Raw genomic sequence first — 19,292 nt, 5'->3', positions numbered from 1 at the left:
GTTACCGAGCCATGAGGGGGGCGGATCAAATCGGTCCGCACTGTCGGCACGGCAATCGGTCCGCCGAGAGCCGGCCACCCCTCCCCCCACCGACCCATTTGACAACCGTTTCCAAGTAGGTTGAAAATGAGTGTCATGAACGCTTCTTGTCGGCTGATACGATTCCTCGCCGCCGCAACCGCCTTCAGCGTCGGCGGGCTCGCCCTCACCTCCTGCACGGGTGACGCGGCGGCCGACGGCGAGAAGAACGGGAAAGTGGACGTCGTCACGTCCTTCTACCCCCTCCAGTTCGTCGCCCAGCAGATAGGCGGCGAACACGTCGAGGTCGAATCCCTCACCAAGCCCGGCACCGAACCGCACGACCTGGAACTCAGCCCCCAGCAGGCCGGCCGCCTGAGCGACGCCTCTCTCGTCGTCTACCTCAAGGGGCTCCAGCCCGCCGTCGACGAGGGCGTGCAGCAGGCCGAGCCGGAGCACGTGGCCGATGCCTCCACGTACGCGCCGATGGAGAAGCACAGCACGGACGTGCACGGCGAGGACCACGGCAAGCACGACGACCACGGCCACGACCACGACTCCGCGGGCGCCGGGAACGGCGGGGACCCGCACCTCTGGCTCGATCCCCTCCGCTTCGCGAAGATCGCCGAGGGCGTGGGCAAGGAACTCGCGGAGGCCGACCCGGACCACAAGAAGGACTACGCGAAGAACACCGAGACTCTCGTCGAGCGACTGCACTCGCTCGACAAGGAGTTCAAGAAGGGTCTGGCCGGCAAGAAGACCGACACCTTCATCACCACCCACGCGGCCTTCGGCTATCTCGCCGATCGGTACGGGCTGCACCAGGCCGCCGTCTCCGGCATCGACCCCGAGTCCGAGCCCTCCGGCGCCCGCATGAAGCAGCTGCACAAGATCGCCAAGGCCGACGACGTCGACACCGTCTTCTTCGAGTCGAGCGCCAGCGACAAGACGGCCAAAACGCTCGCCCGCGATCTGAGACTCAAGACAGCGGTGCTCTCCCCCCTGGAGAGCGTGAAGAAGAACGAGGACTACTTCTCGGTCATGCACCGGAACCTCTTCTCGCTGCGGACCGCCCTCGGCGCCGACTGACGGACGCCGTCGCGGGTCCCGCCGGGCCGCCTCACATCCGTACCGCTCCCCCGCACCCGACGCCCGGCCCCGGAACCGCCTCCGAGTACCCCCGGCACCGAGCCACAGCACCGACCACCCTGCCGACACCGAGGAAGGGCCCCATGGCCGATCCCCTGGCCGGCCCCACGGCCGAGTCCCAGCCAGTGATGTCCCTCCGGGCCGCGACCGCCTCCCTGGGGGCGCGGACCGTGCTGCGCGGCATCGACCTGACCGTCGGCCGCGGCGAGGTCGTGGCCCTGCTCGGCTCCAACGGTTCGGGCAAATCGACGACGATCCGCACCGTCATCGGCCAGGTGCCGCTCTCCGGCGGCGAACTGGAGCTGTTCGGCACGCCCTTCGCCCGTTTCCGCGACTGGCGCCGCATCGGCTACGTGCCGCAGCGCTCCACGGCCGCCGCGGGCGTTCCCGCCACAGTGCGGGAGGTCGTCTCCTCCGGCCGCCTCGCCCGTACGAAGCTGCGCCCGCTGAGCCGCACCGACAAGGCCGCCGTCGGCCGGGCCCTGGAGATCGTGGGGCTCACCGACCGGGCCAGGGACTCCGTCAACGCACTCTCCGGCGGGCAGCACCAGCGCGTGCTCATCGCGCGGGCCCTCGCCGCCGAACCCGACCTGCTGATCATGGACGAGCCGCTCGCGGGCGTGGACCTGCCCGGCCAGGACGTTCTGGCGGCGGCGCTGCGCGAACAGGTCCGCCGCGGCACGTCCGTGCTGCTCGTCCTGCACGAACTGGGGCCCTTCGCGCCGCTGATCGACCGCGCGGTGCTGCTGCGGGAGGGGCGCGTCGAACTCGTCGCGAACCCGGACCGCCTCCACGACATCGCCTGCCACCCCCACGACACCGCGGGCGCCTGGGCGGCCACCGCCGTCGAGACCGGACTGTCCGTGAGCGAAACCGAACCAGGGGCCCACGTATGACCGAGTTGCTGCACTACCCCTTCATGCAGCGCGCCCTGCTCGCCGCGCTGCTGGTCGGCATCGCCGCCCCGGCCGTGGGCATCTACCTCGTGCAGCGGCGCCAGGCGATCATGGGCGACGGCATCGGACACGTCGCGCTCACGGGCGTCGCCCTCGGCTTCCTGCTGAACACCAACCCCGTGTGGATGGCGGTTCTCGTCTCCTCGCTCGGCGCGGTGACGATGGAACTGATCCGCTGGTACGGCAAGGCACGCGGCGACCTGGCCCTCGCGATGCTCTTCTACGGCGGCATCGCCGGCGGCGTCCTGATCATCAACCTGGCGCCCGGCGGGTCCAACGCCAACCTCACCACGTACCTCTTCGGTTCGATCACCACGGTCTCGGACTCCGACGTGACGGCCATCGTGTGGCTGTCGGCCTTCGTCCTGGCCGGCTCGCTGGGGCTGCGCCGGCAGCTCTTCGCCGTCTGCCAGGACGAGGAGTTCGCACGCGTGACGGGGCTGCCGGTACGGGTGCTGAACCTGCTGCTGGCCGTGACCGCGGCGGTGACGGTCACCGTCGCCATGCGGGTGGTGGGGCTGCTGCTGGTGAGCGCGCTGATGGTGATTCCGGTCGCCACCGCCCAGCAGCTGACCCGCGGCTTCGCCGGCACACTCGGCCTGGCCGTGGTCATGGGGGTGGCGGTGACGGTGTCCGGGACGAGTGCCTCGTACTACGCGGACGTGCCGCCCGGCGCCAGCATCGTCGTCCTGGCGATCGTCCTCTTCGCGCTGGTCACCACCCTGGCGGCGCCGCTCGCCAAGCGCAGAGCCCTCCCCGGCGACGGACACGGCAGGGAGGGCACCGCCTCCGGCGACGGCCGCGGCGACGCGGCGGCGGGGACCGAGGGCGGCTCCGCACGCCCCGAGAGCGCCCGGCAGGGCAGCCCCGTCCCCGCCGCGGAGGGGACGAAGGCCGAAGGCACAGCGCAGCCGCCGGTTCCCGGGCGTGAGGACTCCGCCTCGCCGGTTCCTGGCACAATGACCGGGCAGGGGCCCCACGAGCGAGACCCGTGGGCGAGTCCTTCGAGCCAGGCCGGTGAGCCGGGCCCGTAGCGAGCGAGACGAGCGAAGGAGACAGCGTGACCACCGCAGGTCCCCCAGTCCGCGGCCGGTCGACGCGGCAGCGAGCCGCCGTCTCGGCGGCTCTGGCCGAGGTCGAGGAGTTCCGCAGCGCGCAGGAGCTTCACGACATGCTCAAGCACCGCGGGGACTCGGTCGGGCTGACGACGGTCTACCGCACGCTCCAGTCCCTCGCCGACGCCGGCGAGGTCGACGTCCTGCGCACCGACGAGGGCGAGTCGGTCTACCGCCGCTGCCACAGCGACGACCACCATCACCACCTCGTGTGCCGTCACTGCGGCAAGGCCGTCGAGGTCGAGGGCCCCGCGGTGGAGAAGTGGGCCGACTCCATCGCCGAGGAGCACGGCTTCGTCGACGTGGGCCACACCGTCGAGATCTTCGGTACGTGCGGGGACTGCGCCGCCGCCAGATGAACGGCGCCCCCGCGCGCCGGGTGAACGGCGCCCCCGCGCATCGGATGAACGGCGCCTCCGCGCGCCGGATGAACGACGCCCCCGCGGACCGGCCACCACTGCCGTCCACCGGGTGACGACGGCCCCAGCAGCCCGGCACCGAGCCGGCGGACCGCTATCGGACCGCTACCCTCCGTCGGGCCCGATGTCGGTGGCCGGTACGGACCGTTCGGGCGTGGCCGGAACATCGTCCGTTCCCGCACGGCGCACGGCACTGTTGCCCAGGAGCGGCCGCCGCCCGGGGGAGGCGATCGGGGCGGCGCTCCGTGCCCGCCCGAGCGCCCTGTGGGAGCGCGCCGCAAGGAGCGCCGGGCGCCGGGCCGGGCACGCGCCCGGGGAACTCCGGGCCACGGCACGGCGGATGAGGCCGCCTGTCAGGTCTGCTTTCCGCCGCCGTTCCCCCGCGCGCCGCCGAAGCGCCGGTCGCGCTTGGCGTATTCGAGGCAGGCCCGCCACAGGTCGCGGCGGTCGAAGTCCGGCCACAGCACGTCCTGGTAGACCATCTCGGCGTAAGCGCTCTGCCAGATCAGGTAGTTGGACGTGCGCTGCTCGCCGGAGGGACGCAGGAAGAGGTCCACGTCCGGCATGTCCGGGTAGTAGAGGTACCTGGCGAAGGTCTTCTCGTTCACCTTCGCCGGGTCGAGCTTCCCCGCCCGCACGTCCTCGGCGAGGGCCTGGGCCGCATCCGCGATCTCCGCGCGGCCCCCGTAGTTGACGCAGAAGTACAGCGTCATCGCGTCGTTGTCGACGGTCTGCTCCTGCGCGACCTGCAACTCCTTCACCACGGACTTCCACAGCTTCGGCATCCGTCCCACCCAGCGGATGCGGATGCCCAGGTCGTCCATCTCGTCGCGGCGGCGGCGGATGACGTCCCGGTTGAAGTTCATCAGGAAGCGCACCTCTTCGGGAGACCGCTTCCAGTTCTCCGTGGAGAAGGCGTACAGGGAGAGGTTCTTCACGCCCATCTCCAGGCAGCCCTTGAGGACGTCGAGCACGACGCCCTCGCCGACCTTGTGCCCCTCGGTGCGCGGCAGCCCCCGCTGCTTGGCCCACCGGCCGTTTCCGTCCATGACGCACGCCACATGGCCGGGGACGAGCTCCGGCGGGATCTGCGGCGGGCGTTCACCGGAGGGGTGCGGCTCGGGTGTGACGTACTCGCGACGCTGCCTGTGCAGCATTGCGCGGCGTGCCATGGTCGTTCAGCTCCAGGATGGGACGGATCGGTGCGGGAGGCGCGAGGACGAGGCGAGCGTAGCCGACGCCTGTACGCCGCCGCCGGTCAGGAGGGCCTGGCCTCCGGTTCCGCCTGCGCCCGCGCGTCCGGCGGGCCGGGAGCACCGCCCCGGCCGCCCCGGGTGCGGTCGACGTAGCGCAGCGAACGCAGCCCGCGCTCCATGTGCCAGTGCAGATAGGCCGAGACGAGTCCGGTGCCCTCCCGGGCGTGCCTGGCCTCGCACGCGTCGGCCGTCTCCCAGTCGCCGGTCAGCAGCGCGCCGAGCAGCCGCAGCGTCTCCGGCGACGGTACGACGCTGCCGGGCACCCGGCAGTCGCCGCACACCACGCCGCCGGAGGCGACGGAGAAGAAGCGGTTGGGGCCGTGCAGTCCGCACTTGGCGCAGTCGTCGAAGCTGGGCGCGTAGCCGCCCATGGCCAGTGACCGCAGCAGGAAGGCGTCCAGCACCAGCCCTGGCGTGTGGTCCCCGGCGGCAAGCGTGCGCAGCCCGCCCACCAGCAGCAGGTACTGCTGCACGTTGGGTTCGCCCTCGTGGTCGGTGAAGCGCTCGGCGGTCTCCAGCATGGCCGTGCCGGCGGTGTAGCGCGTGTAGTCGGAGACGATGGCCTGCCCGTACGGGGCGATGGTCTCCGTCTGGGTGCACAACGGCAGCCCGCGGCCGATCAGTTCACTGCCGCGGGCGAAGAACTGCACATCGACGTGGCTGAAGGGCTCCAGCCGCGCCCCGAACTTGGATTTCGTGCGCCGCACCCCGCGGGCGACCGCCCGCACCCGGCCGTGCCCGCGCGTGAGCAGCGTGATGATCCGGTCCGCCTCGCCCAGCTTCTGGGTGCGCAGCACGATGCCGTCGTCGCGGAACAGACTCATGGCGCCAGTATCCCGTACGGCGCGGGCGGGGGGCGGTCCCGGTCGCCGGGGGCGGTTGCCGCACCGCCGCCCGTGACCGGAAGGCGGCGCCGCCCCCTGCTACCGGGTGGTGCGGGCGGCGAGGCGGAGGCCGAGCAGCTCGGCCACGGCCTCCAGCCATCGCGCGACGTCCTCGTCCCCGCCGACGCCGCTCGCCACGTCCGCCGCGGACTCCAGCCAGGAGCGCACCACGGCCGACGCCTCCTCGCCCGGCACGGGCTCGGTGAGCCCGGCCGCGTACCGCGTCCCGCCGCTGCGGACGATCTCGGCCAGGAAGGCGACCGCCCGCGGCCGGATGCCGCGCCGGTCGAGGAGGACAGCGGCGCCCACCGCGCCGTCGCCGAAGAGCGCGGTGCGGTGCGGTCCGGCGAAGGAGAGCCCGTACCGCAGCATCGCCGGGATGTCCGACCGCGCGAGGTCGTCGTCGCTGCGGCCGGGAGGCGGCGTCACCGGTGTGTTCATGGCTGCTTCACCGTCACGGTGTAGGTGTGGATGGTGGCGCGGTACTTCTCGGCCGGGGTGGGGCTGCCGCTGGGGACGGGCGACGGGGTGACGGCGCCGCCCTTGCTGCCCCCGCCGGCGCAGGCGCCGCGCGGGCACTGGATGAGGCGGATCTTCGTGGTGCCCTTGCCGACGGCCTTGAACGTGAAGCGGTCCGTTCCCTTGCTGCCGCCGGCCGAATCGTCGTCGTCCCCGTCCAGTTCCTCGTCCTTGCCGACGGGTTCGACGACCGCCGCGTCGGGCTTCGGGGAGGTCAGATGCCACCACTCCCCCATCGCCGTGGCGACCGGGACGGACAGCTCGAACTCCTCCCCCTCGTCCACCTCGATGTTCTTCTCGCCGGGTTCGTAGGTCTCGGGCCCGGTGAGGCCGCAACCGGTCAACGCCGCCGCCAGCAGGACGGGCGGTGCGAGCCGGGTCAAGTGCCTGCGCATGATGCTCACTTCCCAGTCGGGCTCGGCCGGCTCAGCCGGCCGGGACGTGGACGGCGTAGGCGTCCGGCATGCGGGAGTCGGAGGCCTTGTCCATGTGGCCGTTCACGAAGTCGTCCTCGCTGACCCAGGTCGTCTGCCCCCACGGGTTGTAGATCTGGAGCATGTCGCCCTCCTGGCCGATCACCATCATCGCGTGGCCGCTGCGGTCGCCGTCGGTGTACCCCTCGACGCCGATCGGGACGGGCTTGCCCTCGGCGACGGCCTTCTCGATGTCGGGCAGCACATCGCGTCTGGCGTCGGCGCTGCGCGTCTCCTGGAACTCGTACTCGCTGCCGGTGTGCGGGCTGATCTCCTTGTTGACGATCTCGGTCTTCCCGTCGTTGTCCATGCCTGCCGGTGTGTCGGAGAACCAGTGCTCGTAGTTCCCGTCGCCCTCCTCGTGCATCCGCATCTGCTCGTCGCCGAGGCGCTCGCGGAAGGCGTCGGGATCGTCCTCCTGCCCGGACGGGCCGCCGGTCAGCTCCAGCGCGTACACCGGGTCGACCATGGCGCGGGCCGTGACCGTGGACGAGGGAACGCAGGTGTTGCCGTCCTGCGACCATCTTTCGTCGCCGAACTGCTGGTAGTCGGTGTTGGTGTTGGAGCCGTCCGCGTTCACACCCTCGTTCTTCTGACTGTCCGCAGCGGTCGTCACCGGCGTGAGGTGCTGCTGGAGCCAGACGGGGTCCTTGCCGTGGATCTTGTCGCGGAACTCGCCGACCTCGTCCACGCTGTGGCCGGAGGCCAGCGCCTTCACCAAGTAGGCGCGTTCCTGCGGGGACTTGGCGTCCGCGAGCATCCGCTCGTAGCGGGCCTGGTCCCGGTCGCTCATCTTCTCCATGAAGCGGCCGGAGCGTTCGAGGTCGTTGGCCGTGAGCAGTTCGTTCTGCTCCTGCTTGCCGCCGGGGACGGCGATGTCGGCGAGGACGAGGCGGTCGGCGGCGGAGATCTCGTCGGTCTTCATCTGCCCGGCGCGGGCCTCGGCGGCGTACTTGTTGAGTTCACGCGCGGCCGTCCTCGCGGCGTCGTCGGCCTGCTCGGCGGCGCTCAGCAGGCAGTTGCCGCCGGCGCCCGCGGTGTCCTGGGCCCGCTTGCGCTCCGCCTCCTCGGCGTCCTTCTCGACCATGTCGTCGAAGAAGCCGTCCTCGCCGCCGAGCATGCTGCGCGCCTTGCGGAGCTGTTCGCGTCCGAACTCGTCCGTCGAGCGGGCCGAGGTGATCGCATCGGACAGGTCGTTGAGGGCCTTGGACGCCTTGCGGAACGCCTCGTCCATCTGCTCCGCCGAACGCCCCGCAGCCGAGACCACTTCGGACGCCTTGGCACCCGTGCTGCCCACCCACACGGACGGCAGCCCGGACTTGGCGACCTTCTCCACGCGCCGCTGGACGTCCGCGGCGTCGTCCGCCTGGTCCTTGTACCGCTTGGCCACAGCGTCGATCGTCGACGGTGAGCCGACGGGCGGCGAGACGCCCAGCAGCTTCTCGATGGCCTCGATGACCCCGTTCTTGCTGTCCGCCCCGGCGAGTGAGCGCACGTGCTCGGCGATCTTCTCTCTGCGGTCGGTGGTGGATTCCCCTGCGTCGGACATGACTTGGGCCCCCGTGGTTCGTCGTCCGGTGGTTCGGCTGGAAGCAGATGGAAGCGACGCCTTACGGCGCGGCGCGTCAGTCGAAGTCGGCGAGGCCTGGCGGCGGCGCGCCCGGCGTGGGCCGGGTGCCGACCGCCGGGCCGCCGAGCGCGGCAGGGCGTGCGCCGGGTGCGGCACCCGTGGTCAGCCCGTCGCCCGCGCCCGCGGAGTTCAGACCGCGCACCGCGTAGCCGTCGGCGCCCTGGTAATTCGCCTTGGACACACGGACCTTGTCCGCGAGTTCGTGCAACGCGGCTTCCAGCGTCTTCGCCTCGGCCTGCCATGCGGACGCGAAGTTGTCGAAGGCCGGGCCGGAGTCGGAACCGCCCAGCGCATCCGCCGAGTAACACATCTGGCTGTCCACGGCCTTGGCTATGCCGCCGACGTCGTCACCCGCGTCGTCGAGCTTCCGGGCCTCCCCGGCCATACCGCTCTTCTGGACCTCGTACCCGCCCGATGCGCCACCGGCCACGGCTCCCCGCCTCCCCCGTCGATCACCTGACGACCCAGTGGTCATCCAGTTGTTCGAAGAAGGATGATAGCTCAAGCCCTCAAATGCCGTGCTCAGGAGGGCCTTTCGGGGAGTACGGCAGCGCGGACGGTCCGGGGGGCGGCTGCGGCGGAGGGCCCGGGCGCGGCGCCGCCGTCTTACTGTGCGTCCAGGACCGACGAGAGCTGCGCGCGCAGCACCTCCGCCTCGGCCGGCGACAGGCGCAGATCGAGGTCGGAGTGGTGGACGCCGTCGCGCAGCAGCCACAGCGGAACACTGACGCGCCCGTCCTCCGCGCGCCGCACCGGCTTCGCGGGGATGCGGTCGATACGCCACCCGCGGGCGGTCACCGCGGTTCCTCGACGCGCCATGCCGTCCGGAGGACGGCGGCGAGAGCACGCGCGGTCCGCACGTTGCAGTTGCCCAGCGCCACGAGCGGCAGAGACGGCCTGTTCGCGAAGGCGGCGGGCTCGACCCCGATGGAGGGCAGCGTGATGCCGTGCGCCTCCAGCGCGGTGCGCAGGTCTCGCACGCAGGCCTGGACGGCCTCCGCGTCGTGGGCGTCGTCCGCGTCGTCGCCGGGACCGGAACCGTCGCCGGGGCCGGGGCCGGGGCTCCAGCCGAGGTCGTGGCCGTACGTGCCGCCGTACATGCCGTGCATGGGTCGCACCTTCCTGTGCGGTGTGTGACGAACTCATCACAGAATGCTGCCGATTCGCGTAGCGTGCCAGTGGTCCGGGCTCCCCGCCGCGACGTGCGGAAGGGGCGGGCGGCTCCGTGGAAGCGGGGCAAAGCCGCCGGGCCCGGCAGGGAACGAACGAGGACTGCGTACCGACGGCGGTGAACCATGCCCGGCCCCAAGGACATCGACGGCTCGGCGAGCCTTCCGACCTTCTACGGCAAGGAGTTGCGGTGGAAACGGGAACAGGCCGGGCTCACCCAGCAGAAACTGGTCGACGGCAGCTTCTACGGCGCCAGCCACCTCAGCGAGATCGAACGCGGTGAGCGCCGCATGCCGCTCGACCTGGCGCAGCACGTGGACCAAGTCCTGGGCACGGACGGCTTCTTCGCACGGCGGTGCGAGGACGTGAGGAAGGCGAAGCGGGGCGGGCACGCGGGGTACTTCGAGAAGGTGCTGGAGGCGGAGAAACGGGCGGAGACCATCGAGGAGTGGTGTCCGACACTGATTCCAGGGCTGTTGCAGACGGAGTCGTACGCGCGGGCGGTGCTGGAGAGCACCCAGGTGCTGGGCTTTTCCGAAGGGGTCGACCTCAAGGTCAACGCCCGGCTGGCACGGGCCAGCCTCTTCGAGGATGGCGAGACTCCGCTGTACTGGGTGGTCCTTCACGAGTCGTTGCTGCGTCATCCCGTGCTCTGCCCGCAGGCGATGGCCCACCAGCTGGACCACATCGCGGAGTTGGGGAGACGCCTTCGCATCGTTTCCCAGGTTCTTCCGTGGAACGCCGGGGTGCATCCACTCATGCTCAGCGGAGCCACCATCATGACCTTCGCCGACGCCCCGCCCATGGTCTACACGGAAGCCACATACAGCGGGGACACCGTCGATGATCCACGCCTCGTACAGAAGTACCGGAGGTCGTACGATCTGCTCAGGGCCGTCGCACTGCCACCGAAGGCGTCCCTCGCCATGATCGAGGCAGCAGCAGAGGACTTTCGAAATGACAGGCATCCAGGCTGACTTGCGCGACGCTTACTGGCGCAAGAGCAGCTACAGCAATCCTGACGGCGGAAATTGCCTCGAAATCGCCGAGCATTTCCCCGGCGCCGCGCGATGGCGCAAGAGCACCTACAGCAACGGCAGCGGCGGTGAGTGCGTCGAGGTCTACGACGACCTCACCGGCGTCGTCCCCGTACGGGACAGCAAGTCCACCGACGGCCCCGCCCTCCTCTTCGACGCGCGCTCCTGGTCGGCCTTCATCCGCCGTGTAAAGAACGGTGGTTGAGGGCGGGCCCCGCAACCCGGCTCAGAGCGACTCGCCCGGTCTCAGATACCGGTAGCCGGAGTCGGTCTCCTCGGCGAGCCATCCGTTGACGCTGCTGAGCCCGCGATCGTTGATCTGCGCGTCGTGTACGGCGAACGCCCGCGCGGGTTCGACCGCGTTGACGAAGTCGATCGCCTCCCCGTCTTGATCCACGACCCGTGGGCCGGGACCATGAGCGACCCCGTGGAGTTCATCGCCGGCGGCTTCCGTGGTGGCAAGCCGGCCAGGCCGCGCTTCCGGCGGTGCGGGCCGTGCTCGCCCACCCGGTGACCTGAACGGACAGCCGGCGCCCGGGACTTGCCCCTCCCGGGAGCCGCACCCTCGCCCGCTGTCCGCCGGGGTACCCAGGTGCGGAGAAACGGTGCAGAATACGGAGAAACGCGGCCGGGGGGCCGAGGGGGCGGAGGCTGCGGGGGTGACGGATCGGACACGCGGAGCGCTGCGCGCCCCGGAGGCTCGGCTGCCCATCGGTCTCGGCTTGTTCCTCGTAGTGGTCTCTGCCGTGCTGTTCGCGATGGTGCCGGGCGCACTGGCGAACGCACGCGCGTACGCCACAGCGCCCACCTGCCCGGCCGGCACGCGCTCGGACTCCTGCACGGCCTCGGTTCCGGCGACCGTCGAGGGGACGGAGAGCAAGCCCGTCGGAAAGGGCCATGAGTACTGGCTCCTCGTCACGGAGCGGGGTTCGGACGACGTGCATCGCGTGAAAATGGCCGGACACGACCCCGTGTACGAAGCCGTGCACGCGGGCGACCACGTGGTGCTCGACTACTGGCGGGGTGAGATCCGTGCTGTCAGCTCCGGTGACGCCGTCCAGGAGACTGATGCGTCACCGACCGACGGCTGGCGGCTTCCCACGGGCTTCGGACTCCTGACGCTGCCGTTCGGCCTCGGCATGCTGGCGGCCGGCCTGTGGTACCGCTTCCGCTACCTGGCAAGGAGACGGGTCGCTCCCTGGCAGATCACTGTGCCGACCTTGACGGGCGTTCTCCTGGGCTGTCTCGGCCTGCTCGCGGGATGGGCCGGCGGCGGGGTGCTGGAGGCGTTCACCGTCACCGCGGCCGGCATCCCGCCGGCCGTGGGCCTGGCCACCCTGGTGGCGTGGTGGGTGACCCGGCGGGAGGTCCGGGCCGCGGACACCGGCGGCATCGTGCCGGTCCCCCCGAAGGGGAAGCAGTGCGTGCACGCGGCCGTGCACGGAGACGTCCCCTACAGCGTGGACGGCTTCGGGCTCCTGGTGGTGGGCGACGGACGTCCGGCCGCGACTCCCGACCCGGACGGGTCCTTCGCCCGCAGGAGCCTTCCGGAATCGCTGACAGTGCGGGAACTTCGCCCGCTGCGGCCCGAGGACCCCGTCGGCTGGGCCAACAGCTACAAATACGACGCCGTCGTGCTCGAGTGCCGGGACGGTGATCGGAGGGTCCGCGTCGTCACAAGACGGGTCGACGCGCCCGTTGTCCTCGGCGCGCTGACGGATCCGCTGACCGGCCCCACGACCGCTCCCGGCGACGGGGGGCACCGGCCCTCCCGCACGCCGCGCGCGGACGGCCCGTGAAGCCGCCGGCGGGCTCCCGAAGTCGCCTGTGGCGAGACCCGGTTGGGCGGCGCAGGGACGCCCGTGACTCGTGGGCGACGGCAACCGCGTGTACGTCGCGAACGGCACCGCGCCGCACGCCCTCCCGGTCGCCTGAACGGGCAGCCGGCGCCCGGGACTTACACCCCCGCGGGCGTCCCGCCCGTCGCGCTCCTCAGTGCGGCGTGCGCGCCTGCGCCAGCAGTCGGTCGACGTCCTCGTCCTCAAGCCGCAGCGACCTGCCCACCGCCTCCAGCGCCTCGCGCTCCGCAGCGCAGTACGGGCCGTCGGCCAGCGCGATGCGCGCACCGTGCAGCAGCAGGGACTCGCGGCCCGCAGGGGCCAGGTGCGGGGCGAGCGGTGCCAGGGCCTCGTGCAGTTCGATCTCGGCGCAGACGCTGGGCGAGGAGTCGCGGTCGGCGGCGAGGGCCGCCAGCAACGTCACCAGTTGCTCTTCCGTGCAGCCGGTGTAACCCGCGCTCCGCACGGAGTGAACGGCTGCCTCGCGGGCGGCACGGCTTTCGCGGCCGCCCGCGGTGAGGACGGCGAGCGCGACGGCGTGGACGGCGTCGCGCAGGAGCAGCGCGAGGCGGTTGGTGGTGGGGTGGTCGAGGGCTTCGGGCCCGAAGTGGCCGTGGCAGGCGGCGCATTCGAGGACGGGCGCGACCCGGCCGCGGGAGAGCAGCGGCACCCCCAGCAGTACGAAACGGCGTCTGCCCGCACGGCGGCGGTAGCTGCGGTCGCCGCCGCAGGCGGGGCAGAAGAAGTCCCCGTCGTCCACGGTGTGCCAGCTTGTGCGCACACCTGCCAGGCGCAGGCCAGAGCGCTGTGCTCGCTGGTCACGGGAACGTGTTGCGTCGCCCACGCCTTACCTCCGTCACGATTCGGCCACGCTGCCGGTGAACGTGATGCTAACCACAGCGGAAGTGTGCCGTCAGCACCCTGTTCCGGACGATTCCCGGCGGACGCGGCCCCGGCCGCGCCGGGAGAGCACCGCGGGCCTCACCCGCAAGGGGGTGAGGCCCGCGGAACGCTGCGATGACGCCCGACCGGGGGCCGGAGCCCCGCGGCCGGGCCGGCGGCCCGGCACGGCTTCGGCACGGCTCCGCCCGGCGCGAACGCGATCAGCGGGAGGCGCGGTTGACCGCGGAGACCACGGCCTTGATCGACGCGCGGACGATGTTGGCGTCGATCCCCACGCCCCACAGCACCTTGCCGTCGATCGCGCACTCGATGTAGGCGGCGGCCTGGGCGCCGGCGCCCTCGCTCATGGTGTGCTCGACGTAGTCCAGGAGCCGCACATCGACGTCGACGGCCTGCAGGGCGTCGAAGAACGCGGCCAGCGGGCCGTTGCCGCTGCCGGCGAGGACGATGTCCTCACCGTCGACGGTGGCATCGACCGTGACCTCGTCCTGCCCGTCCACCGTGGTGGTGGTCTGCCCGGTGCGCAGCGCGATGCGGCCCCACGCGTCCTCGGGGGTGGGCAGGTACTCGTGCTGGAAGATCTCCCAGATGTCGGCGGGCGTGACCTCGCCGCCCTCGCTGTCGGTGCGCTCCTGGATGATCTTCGAGAACTCGACCTGCATCCGGCGGGGCAGGTCCAGGCTGTGCTCGCCCTTCAGCACGTAGGCGATGCCGCCCTTGCCGGACTGGGAGTTGACGCGGATGACGGCCTCGTACGAACGTCCCACGTCCTTGGGGTCGATGGGCAGGTACGGGACGGCCCACTCCAGCTCGTCGACGCTCTTGCCCGCCCGCTCGGCGCGGACCTCCATCGCCTCGAAGCCCTTCTTGATGGCGTCCTGGTGGGAGCCGGAGAAGGAGGTGTAGACGAGGTCGCCGACATAGGGGTGCCGGGAGTGCACGTCCATCTGGTTGCAGTACTCGGCGGCGCGCTTGACCTCGTCGATCTCGGAGAAGTCGATCTGCGGGTCGACGCCCTGGCTGAAGAGGTTCATGCCCAGGGTGACCAGGTCGACGTTGCCGGTGCGCTCGCCCTGCCCGAACAGGCAGCCCTCGATGCGGTCCGCGCCCGCCATGATCGCCAGTTCGGCGGCGGCCACGGCGGTGCCCCGGTCGTTGTGCGGGTGGACGGACAGGCACACGTGCTCGCGCCGCGAGAGGTTGCGGGACATCCACTCGAAGCGGTCGGCGTGCGTGGAGGGCGTCGAACGCTCCACCGTGGCAGGCAGGTTGAGAATGATCTCGCGGCCCTCGGCGGGCTGCCACACGTCCATGACGCTCTCGCAGACCTCGAGGGCGAAGTCCAGCTCGGTGTCGGTGAAGATCTCCGGGCTGTACTGGTAGCCGAAGACCGTGCGCTCGTCGAGCAGCTTCTCCGCGTACTCCATGACCAGCCGTGTGCCGTCGACGGCGATCTGCCGGACCTGCTCGCGTGTGCCGCGGAAGACGACCTCGCGGAAGACGGGCGCGGTCGCGTTGTAGAGGTGGACGGTCGCGTTGCGGGCGCCCTTCAGCGACTCCACGGTGCGCTCGATCAGTTCCTGGCGGGCCTGGGTGAGGACGGAGATCGTCACGTCCTCGGGGATCGCGTCCTCCTCGATGATGGAGCGCACGAAGTCGAAGTCGGTCTGGCCCGACGCGGGGAAGCCGACCTCGATCTCCTTGTAGCCCATGGACACCAGCAGGTCGAACATCCGCCGCTTGCGGGCGGGGGACATGGGGTCGATCAGCGCCTGGTTGCCGTCACGCAGGTCGGTGGAGAGCCAGCGGGGGGCCTTGGTGATGCGGTTGTCCGGCCAGGTGCGGTCGGGGATGTCGACGGCCTCGTACGGGCGGTACTTGTGCGTCGGCATGCCGGAGGGCTTCTGCCGTACGGTCGCGGCCGTGATGGGCGTGGGCACGACGGAGGAAGCGGAAGACGAGGAAGACGAAGAGGGTGTCATGATGCGTGGGCTCCTGAACGCGGAGGAGGCTCCGCGGGATCGGGCTTCAAGGGCCGACTGGTGGCAGCACCGGTCTCCGCGGGGAGGGGGTCGGCCGTATGTCTACAGACCCTCGCCGCGGCAGCTAAGAAGAAGCAGCCCGAAACGCATGATTGGCGAGTCTAACGGAGGGCGGGCACAGCACCGAGCCCCGTATCACCATGCGGGACGGTGCATGGGGTCGCCCCCCGACTCCGGCAGAGACTCGCGCGGAGCGGGGGTGCGAGGCGCCGCCTCGACTGGGGCGGCGGTGGTACGGGGCGCCGCCTCCGCTGGAGCGGCGGTGGTGCTGGGGCGGTGGCAGTGCGGGGAGGCCGTCCTGCCCTCTCCGGCCTGACCTGGCCTGGCCCGTCCTGGCCTGGCCTGGCCTGCCGCCGTCCCCGCGGCCCTGCCGTTCCCCCGGCGTCGGGGTCGGGAAGGAGACCCCGGCCCCGGACGCCGCCGTCGAGGACCGCGCGACCGGCCGCCGTCCGTCCGGAACTCAGAAGCCCAGCCGGCGCAGCTGCTTCGGGTCCCGCTGCCAGTCCTTCGCGATCTTCACATGCAGATCCAGATAGACGGGCGTACCCAGCAGGTTCTCGATGTGCTTCCGCGAGGTGGTGCCGACCTCCTTGAGCCGCTTGCCCTTCGGGCCGATGACGATGCCCTTCTGGCTGGGCCGCTCCAGGTAGATGTTCGCGTGGATGTCCAGCAGCGGACGGTCGGCCGGCCGGTCCTCGCGGGGCAGCATCTCCTCCACCACGACCGCGATGGAGTGCGGCAGTTCGTCCCGTACGCCTTCGAGCGCCGCCTCCCGGATGAGCTCGGCGACCATCACCTGCTCCGGCTCGTCCGTCAGATCCCCGTCCGGGTAGAGCTGCGGACCCTCGGGGAGCATCGGAACCAGCAGGTCGGCCAGGAGGGCGACCTGCTTGTCCTCGACGGCGGAGACCGGGACGATCTCGGCCCACTCGATCCCGCACTCCTTGCCGAGCCGGTCCACGGCGATCAGCTGCTCGGTCATCGTCCTGGAGTCGGCCAGGTCGGACTTGGTGACCACCGCCACCTTCGGCGTGCGCTTCAGCCCGGCCAGTTCACTCGCGATGAAGCGGTCGCCGGGGCCGACCCGCTGGTCGGCGGGCAGGCAGAAACCGATGACGTCGACCTCCGCCCACGTCGTGCGGACCACGTCGTTGAGCCGCTCCCCCAGCAGCGTGCGCGGCTTGTGCAGACCGGGGGTGTCGACGAGGACGAGCTGGGCCTCCGGCCGGTGCACGATGCCGCGGACGGTGTGCCTCGTCGTCTGCGGCCGCGTGGAGGTGATCGCAACCTTCGTGCCGACCAGCGCATTTGTCAGGGTCGACTTGCCCGCGTTGGGACGGCCCACGAAGCACGCGAAGCCGGAGCGGTGCGGTGCGTCGGCGGAACCGGTCGAGGGGGAAGGTGCGTTCATGGCGACCATTGTCCCCGATCGGGTGAGTGCCCCTGACCGCTGGTGAGGGACGCCGCCCCACCGGGACGGCGAGCGGCCCGCACCGCGTCTCAGCCCGCCGCGACCGTCGCGCGAAGCTGCCCGTCGGGGCCCGCCAGCAGCACCGTGGTCGCTCGGCCCGAAAGGTCGTGCACGGCCGACAGGTCCGCGGCCGGAATCAGCTCCGACTCCGTGACCACCGCCGCGGCCTCCAGCGACTCGGCGCCGGATGCGACGGCCATCGCCACTGCCGTCTGGAGGGCGCTGAGCCGCAGAGAGGGCAGGTCCACAGAACCGGCCACGTATGTGCGGCCCGTCTCGTCACGTACCGCCGCGCCCTCCGGAACGCCGTTGCGCGCGCGGGCGCTGCGCGCCAGGGTGAGGAGCTTGCGGTCCTCGGGGTCCATTGCCTGGTCACTCTGGTCGCTCATACGCCCGAGCATATGTCGCGCCGGGCGAGGCGCTGCCGGTGGTGCCGCCCCCCTGAACCCCCGCCCCTGCGGAGGGCGTTCAGGAACGGCCGAGCAGCAGCGGCTCGTGCCGGGGCGGACCGGCGCCGGGCGGGCCGGGCGCCGGGGAGACCGGGCGCCCGCGGAGACCGGCACCCGGGCCGGCCCTCAGGCCTTGGCCGGTTCGTCCGTCGAGGGCTCCTCGGCGTCCTCCGCCGAGCGGACCGGCTCGACCAGCACCGTGACGATCCTGTTCCGCCGCCCCGCCGGGGCCTCCGCCGTCAGACGCAGCGCCGTCAGCTCCGGGTCCGAGCGGTCCTCGGTGACATCGACCGTCGCCGTGGCGCCCGCGATGGGCACACGGCCGAGCGACTTCGCGAGCAGACCCCCGACCGTCTCCACATCCTCGTCGTCGAGACCGACCAGGTCGTAAAGCTCGCCGAGGTCCCCGATGTCCAGGCGGGCGGTGACGCGGTAGCGGCCCTCGCCCAGCTCCTCCACCGGCGGCAGCTCACGGTCGTACTCGTCGGTGATCTCGCCGACGATCTCCTCGAGGATGTCCTCGATGGTCACGATGCCGGCCGTGCCGCCGTACTCGTCGATGACGACGGCCACATGAGTGCGGTCCTGCTGCATCTCGCGCAGCAGATCGCCCGCGTTCTTCGTGTCCGGCACGAACGCCGCCGGGCGCATCGCCGTGGAGACCAGCTCCGTCTCGGCCTCGCGGCTGATGTGCACCCTCCGCGCGAGGTCCTTCAGATAGACCACGCCCACGATGTCGTCCTCGCTCTCCCCCACCACGGGGATGCGGGAGAAACCGGAACGCAGAGCAAGCGTCAGCGCCTGCCTTATCGTCTTGAACCGCTCGATGGTGATCAAGTCCGTGCGCGGAACCATCACTTCACGCACGATCGTGTCGCCGAGCTGGAAGACGGAGTGCACCATCTTCCGTTCCTCGTCCTCGATCAGGGACTCCTGCTCGGCCAGGTCGACCATCGCACGCAGCTCCGCCTCGGACGCGAACGGGCCCTTGCGGAACCCCTTTCCGGGCGTGAGCGCGTTGCCGACGAGGATCAGCAGCTGCGGCACCGGCCCCAGGATGCGCACCAGCGGAACCAGAACGTACGAGGCGGCCGTGGCCGTATTGAGCGGATGCTGACGGCCGATGGTGCGCGGCGAGACCCCGATCGCGACATAACTGACCAGCACCATCACACCCATGGCCACCGCCAGCGCCTGCCACGTCTCCTCGAAGACCCGAAGGCACGTGTACGTCACCACCACGCCGGCCGAGACCTCGCACGCGACCCGCACCAGCAGCGCCAGATTGAGGTACCGCGTCGGGTCGTCGGCCACGACCGCCAGCCGCTCGGCACCGCGCCTGCCCTGACGGACCGCCTCCTCCGCGCGGTAGCTGGTCGTACGGGCGAGACCTGCCTCCGCACAGGCGGCCAGCCAGGCGACGACGAGCAACAGGACCGCCGCTGCGATCAGCTGGGCCGTCACGATGTCGTCGTGGGGGCGGGAGAAGGCCCGGTCAGGCCGCGCTCGCCGCGCCACCCGTCCAGGATCGCCGACTGCAGACCGAACATCTCGGCCTTCTCGGCAGCCTCCTCGTGGTCGTAACCCAGCAGATGCAGCACACCGTGCACGGTCAGCAGCTGAAGCTCCTCATCCATGGAATGCCGCGTGGGAGCGTCGGCGCCCTGCCGCTCGGCGACCTCGGGACACAGCACGATGTCACCGAGAAGACCCGGCGGCGGCTCCTCCTCTTCCCGTACGGGCGGACGGAGTTCGTCCATCGGGAACGACATCACGTCGGTCGGTCCCGGCAGGTCCATCCACTGCAGATGGAGCTGCTCCATGGCGCCGGCGTCGACGACGATCACCGAGAGCTCCGAGAGGGGATGGATCCGCATGCGGTTCAGGGCGTAGCGGGCGATGTCGAGCAGCGACTGCTCGTCGACGGCCCGCCCGGATTCGTTGTTGACGTCGATCGTCATGG

19 protein-coding genes and 3 pseudogenes are annotated in these 19,292 nt (G+C 71.2%); 7 read left to right on the top strand and 15 right to left on the bottom strand.

What is annotated here, in order from left to right; translation table 11 throughout:
• The first annotated feature begins 135 nt into the window (after nucleotides 1–135).
• The 4 genes and pseudogenes from H180DRAFT_RS16985 (at nucleotide 136) to H180DRAFT_RS16970 (ending at nucleotide 3,597) form a co-directional block, all read left to right on the top strand.
• The gene (locus H180DRAFT_RS16985; RefSeq protein WP_055486932.1) at nucleotides 136–1,107 is read left to right on the top strand and encodes a metal ABC transporter substrate-binding protein; all 972 of its coding nucleotides are present in this window, start codon (nucleotides 136–138) and stop codon (nucleotides 1,105–1,107) included.
• Nucleotides 1,108–1,250: 143 nt separating this feature from the next.
• Nucleotides 1,251–2,063, top strand: coding sequence for a metal ABC transporter ATP-binding protein (locus tag H180DRAFT_RS16980; RefSeq protein WP_055486931.1), 813 nt, complete (start codon nucleotides 1,251–1,253; stop codon nucleotides 2,061–2,063).
• Nucleotides 2,060–2,875 (top strand): annotated as a pseudogene (locus H180DRAFT_RS16975) (metal ABC transporter permease); the annotation flags it as partial. The gene H180DRAFT_RS16980 and the pseudogene H180DRAFT_RS16975, both read left to right, overlap by 4 nt.
• Nucleotides 2,876–3,183: 308 nt before the next feature.
• Entirely contained in the window at nucleotides 3,184–3,597 is a 414-nt protein-coding gene (locus tag H180DRAFT_RS16970) for a Fur family transcriptional regulator (RefSeq protein ID WP_055486930.1), read from the top strand.
• A gap of 413 nt (nucleotides 3,598–4,010) precedes the next feature.
• Here the strand turns inward: H180DRAFT_RS16970 and H180DRAFT_RS16965 are convergent, their stop codons facing one another.
• The 8 genes and pseudogenes from H180DRAFT_RS16965 to H180DRAFT_RS16930 form a co-directional block, all read right to left on the bottom strand.
• Entirely contained in the window at nucleotides 4,011–4,829 is an 819-nt protein-coding gene (locus H180DRAFT_RS16965; protein ID WP_055486929.1) for an isoprenyl transferase, read from the bottom strand.
• A gap of 164 nt (nucleotides 4,830–4,993) precedes the next feature.
• Nucleotides 4,994–5,737 (bottom strand): annotated as a pseudogene (gene recO / locus H180DRAFT_RS16960) (DNA repair protein RecO); the annotation flags it as partial.
• Between the two features lie 99 nt (nucleotides 5,738–5,836).
• Nucleotides 5,837–6,238, bottom strand: a complete 402-nt coding sequence (locus H180DRAFT_RS16955) for a hypothetical protein (RefSeq protein ID WP_055486928.1) — start codon at nucleotides 6,236–6,238, stop codon at nucleotides 5,837–5,839.
• Complete coding sequence (locus H180DRAFT_RS16950; protein ID WP_139151403.1) at nucleotides 6,235–6,711, bottom strand: protease inhibitor I42 family protein; 477 nt, start codon at nucleotides 6,709–6,711, stop codon at nucleotides 6,235–6,237. The genes H180DRAFT_RS16955 and H180DRAFT_RS16950 overlap by 4 nt, the downstream gene beginning before the upstream one ends.
• A 31-nt stretch (nucleotides 6,712–6,742) precedes the next feature.
• On the bottom strand, nucleotides 6,743–8,338 hold the full coding sequence (locus H180DRAFT_RS16945) for a hypothetical protein (protein WP_055486926.1): 1,596 nt from the start codon (nucleotides 8,336–8,338) through the stop codon (nucleotides 6,743–6,745).
• A gap of 76 nt (nucleotides 8,339–8,414) precedes the next feature.
• A complete protein-coding gene (locus H180DRAFT_RS16940) occupies nucleotides 8,415–8,849 on the bottom strand; it encodes a WXG100 family type VII secretion target (RefSeq protein WP_055486925.1) in 435 nt (144 codons plus the stop codon).
• Between the two features lie 176 nt (nucleotides 8,850–9,025).
• A complete protein-coding gene (locus H180DRAFT_RS16935) occupies nucleotides 9,026–9,217 on the bottom strand; it encodes a hypothetical protein (protein WP_055486924.1) in 192 nt (63 codons plus the stop codon).
• The gene (locus H180DRAFT_RS16930; protein WP_055487068.1) at nucleotides 9,214–9,399 is read right to left on the bottom strand and encodes a hypothetical protein; all 186 of its coding nucleotides are present in this window, start codon (nucleotides 9,397–9,399) and stop codon (nucleotides 9,214–9,216) included. The genes H180DRAFT_RS16935 and H180DRAFT_RS16930 overlap by 4 nt, the downstream gene beginning before the upstream one ends.
• A gap of 315 nt (nucleotides 9,400–9,714) precedes the next feature.
• Here H180DRAFT_RS16930 and H180DRAFT_RS16925 point away from each other — a divergent pair, with 315 nt between their 5' ends.
• Together H180DRAFT_RS16925 and H180DRAFT_RS16920 are read left to right on the top strand one after the other, a co-directional pair.
• A complete protein-coding gene (locus H180DRAFT_RS16925; protein WP_055486923.1) occupies nucleotides 9,715–10,566 on the top strand; it encodes a helix-turn-helix domain-containing protein in 852 nt (283 codons plus the stop codon).
• Nucleotides 10,547–10,831 carry a DUF397 domain-containing protein gene (locus H180DRAFT_RS16920; protein ID WP_055486922.1) on the top strand — a complete coding sequence of 95 codons (285 nt, stop codon included), beginning with the start codon at nucleotides 10,547–10,549 and terminating at the stop codon, nucleotides 10,829–10,831. The genes H180DRAFT_RS16925 and H180DRAFT_RS16920 overlap by 20 nt, the downstream gene beginning before the upstream one ends.
• A gap of 21 nt (nucleotides 10,832–10,852) precedes the next feature.
• Here the strand turns inward: H180DRAFT_RS16920 and H180DRAFT_RS16915 are convergent.
• Nucleotides 10,853–11,049 (bottom strand): annotated as a pseudogene (locus tag H180DRAFT_RS16915) (MBL fold metallo-hydrolase); the annotation flags it as partial.
• A 236-nt stretch (nucleotides 11,050–11,285) separates the two neighbouring features.
• On the opposite strand from H180DRAFT_RS16915, the gene H180DRAFT_RS16910 reads away from it, so the two are divergent.
• Nucleotides 11,286–12,425: a hypothetical protein gene (locus H180DRAFT_RS16910; RefSeq protein WP_074466850.1), complete on the top strand. Its 1,140-nt coding sequence runs from the start codon at nucleotides 11,286–11,288 to the stop codon at nucleotides 12,423–12,425.
• Nucleotides 12,426–12,618: 193 nt separating this feature from the next.
• On the opposite strand, the gene H180DRAFT_RS16905 is transcribed toward H180DRAFT_RS16910, so the two are convergent.
• From H180DRAFT_RS16905 to ybeY, 6 genes are all read right to left on the bottom strand, one after another.
• Entirely contained in the window at nucleotides 12,619–13,308 is a 690-nt protein-coding gene (locus H180DRAFT_RS16905; RefSeq protein ID WP_055486921.1) for a TerB family tellurite resistance protein, read from the bottom strand.
• A gap of 259 nt (nucleotides 13,309–13,567) precedes the next feature.
• Nucleotides 13,568–15,349 carry a 2-isopropylmalate synthase gene (leuA, locus tag H180DRAFT_RS16900; RefSeq protein WP_055486920.1) on the bottom strand — a complete coding sequence of 594 codons (1,782 nt, stop codon included), beginning with the start codon at nucleotides 15,347–15,349 and terminating at the stop codon, nucleotides 13,568–13,570.
• 520 nt (nucleotides 15,350–15,869) lie between these two features.
• On the bottom strand, nucleotides 15,870–16,820 hold the full coding sequence (gene era, locus H180DRAFT_RS16895) for a GTPase Era (RefSeq protein ID WP_055486919.1): 951 nt from the start codon (nucleotides 16,818–16,820) through the stop codon (nucleotides 15,870–15,872).
• 89 nt (nucleotides 16,821–16,909) lie between these two features.
• Nucleotides 16,910–17,269 (bottom strand): cytidine/deoxycytidylate deaminase family protein, encoded by a 360-nt coding sequence (locus H180DRAFT_RS16890; RefSeq protein ID WP_055486918.1) that lies wholly within the window; start codon nucleotides 17,267–17,269, stop codon nucleotides 16,910–16,912.
• Between the two features lie 186 nt (nucleotides 17,270–17,455).
• Complete coding sequence (locus H180DRAFT_RS16885) at nucleotides 17,456–18,793, bottom strand: hemolysin family protein (protein ID WP_055486917.1); 1,338 nt, start codon at nucleotides 18,791–18,793, stop codon at nucleotides 17,456–17,458.
• Entirely contained in the window at nucleotides 18,790–19,290 is a 501-nt protein-coding gene (gene ybeY, locus H180DRAFT_RS16880; RefSeq protein WP_055486916.1) for an rRNA maturation RNase YbeY, read from the bottom strand. Before ybeY ends, H180DRAFT_RS16885 begins: the two co-directional genes overlap by 4 nt.
• Nucleotides 19,291–19,292 lie beyond the last annotated feature (2 nt).

It is taken from the genome of Streptomyces sp. WMMB 322 (assembly GCF_900090145.1).
In the GTDB taxonomy this organism is placed as follows: domain Bacteria; phylum Actinomycetota; class Actinomycetes; order Streptomycetales; family Streptomycetaceae; genus Streptomyces.
Note: the sequence above shows the minus strand (reverse complement) of the source record. Positions and strands in the feature narration are given on the sequence as shown.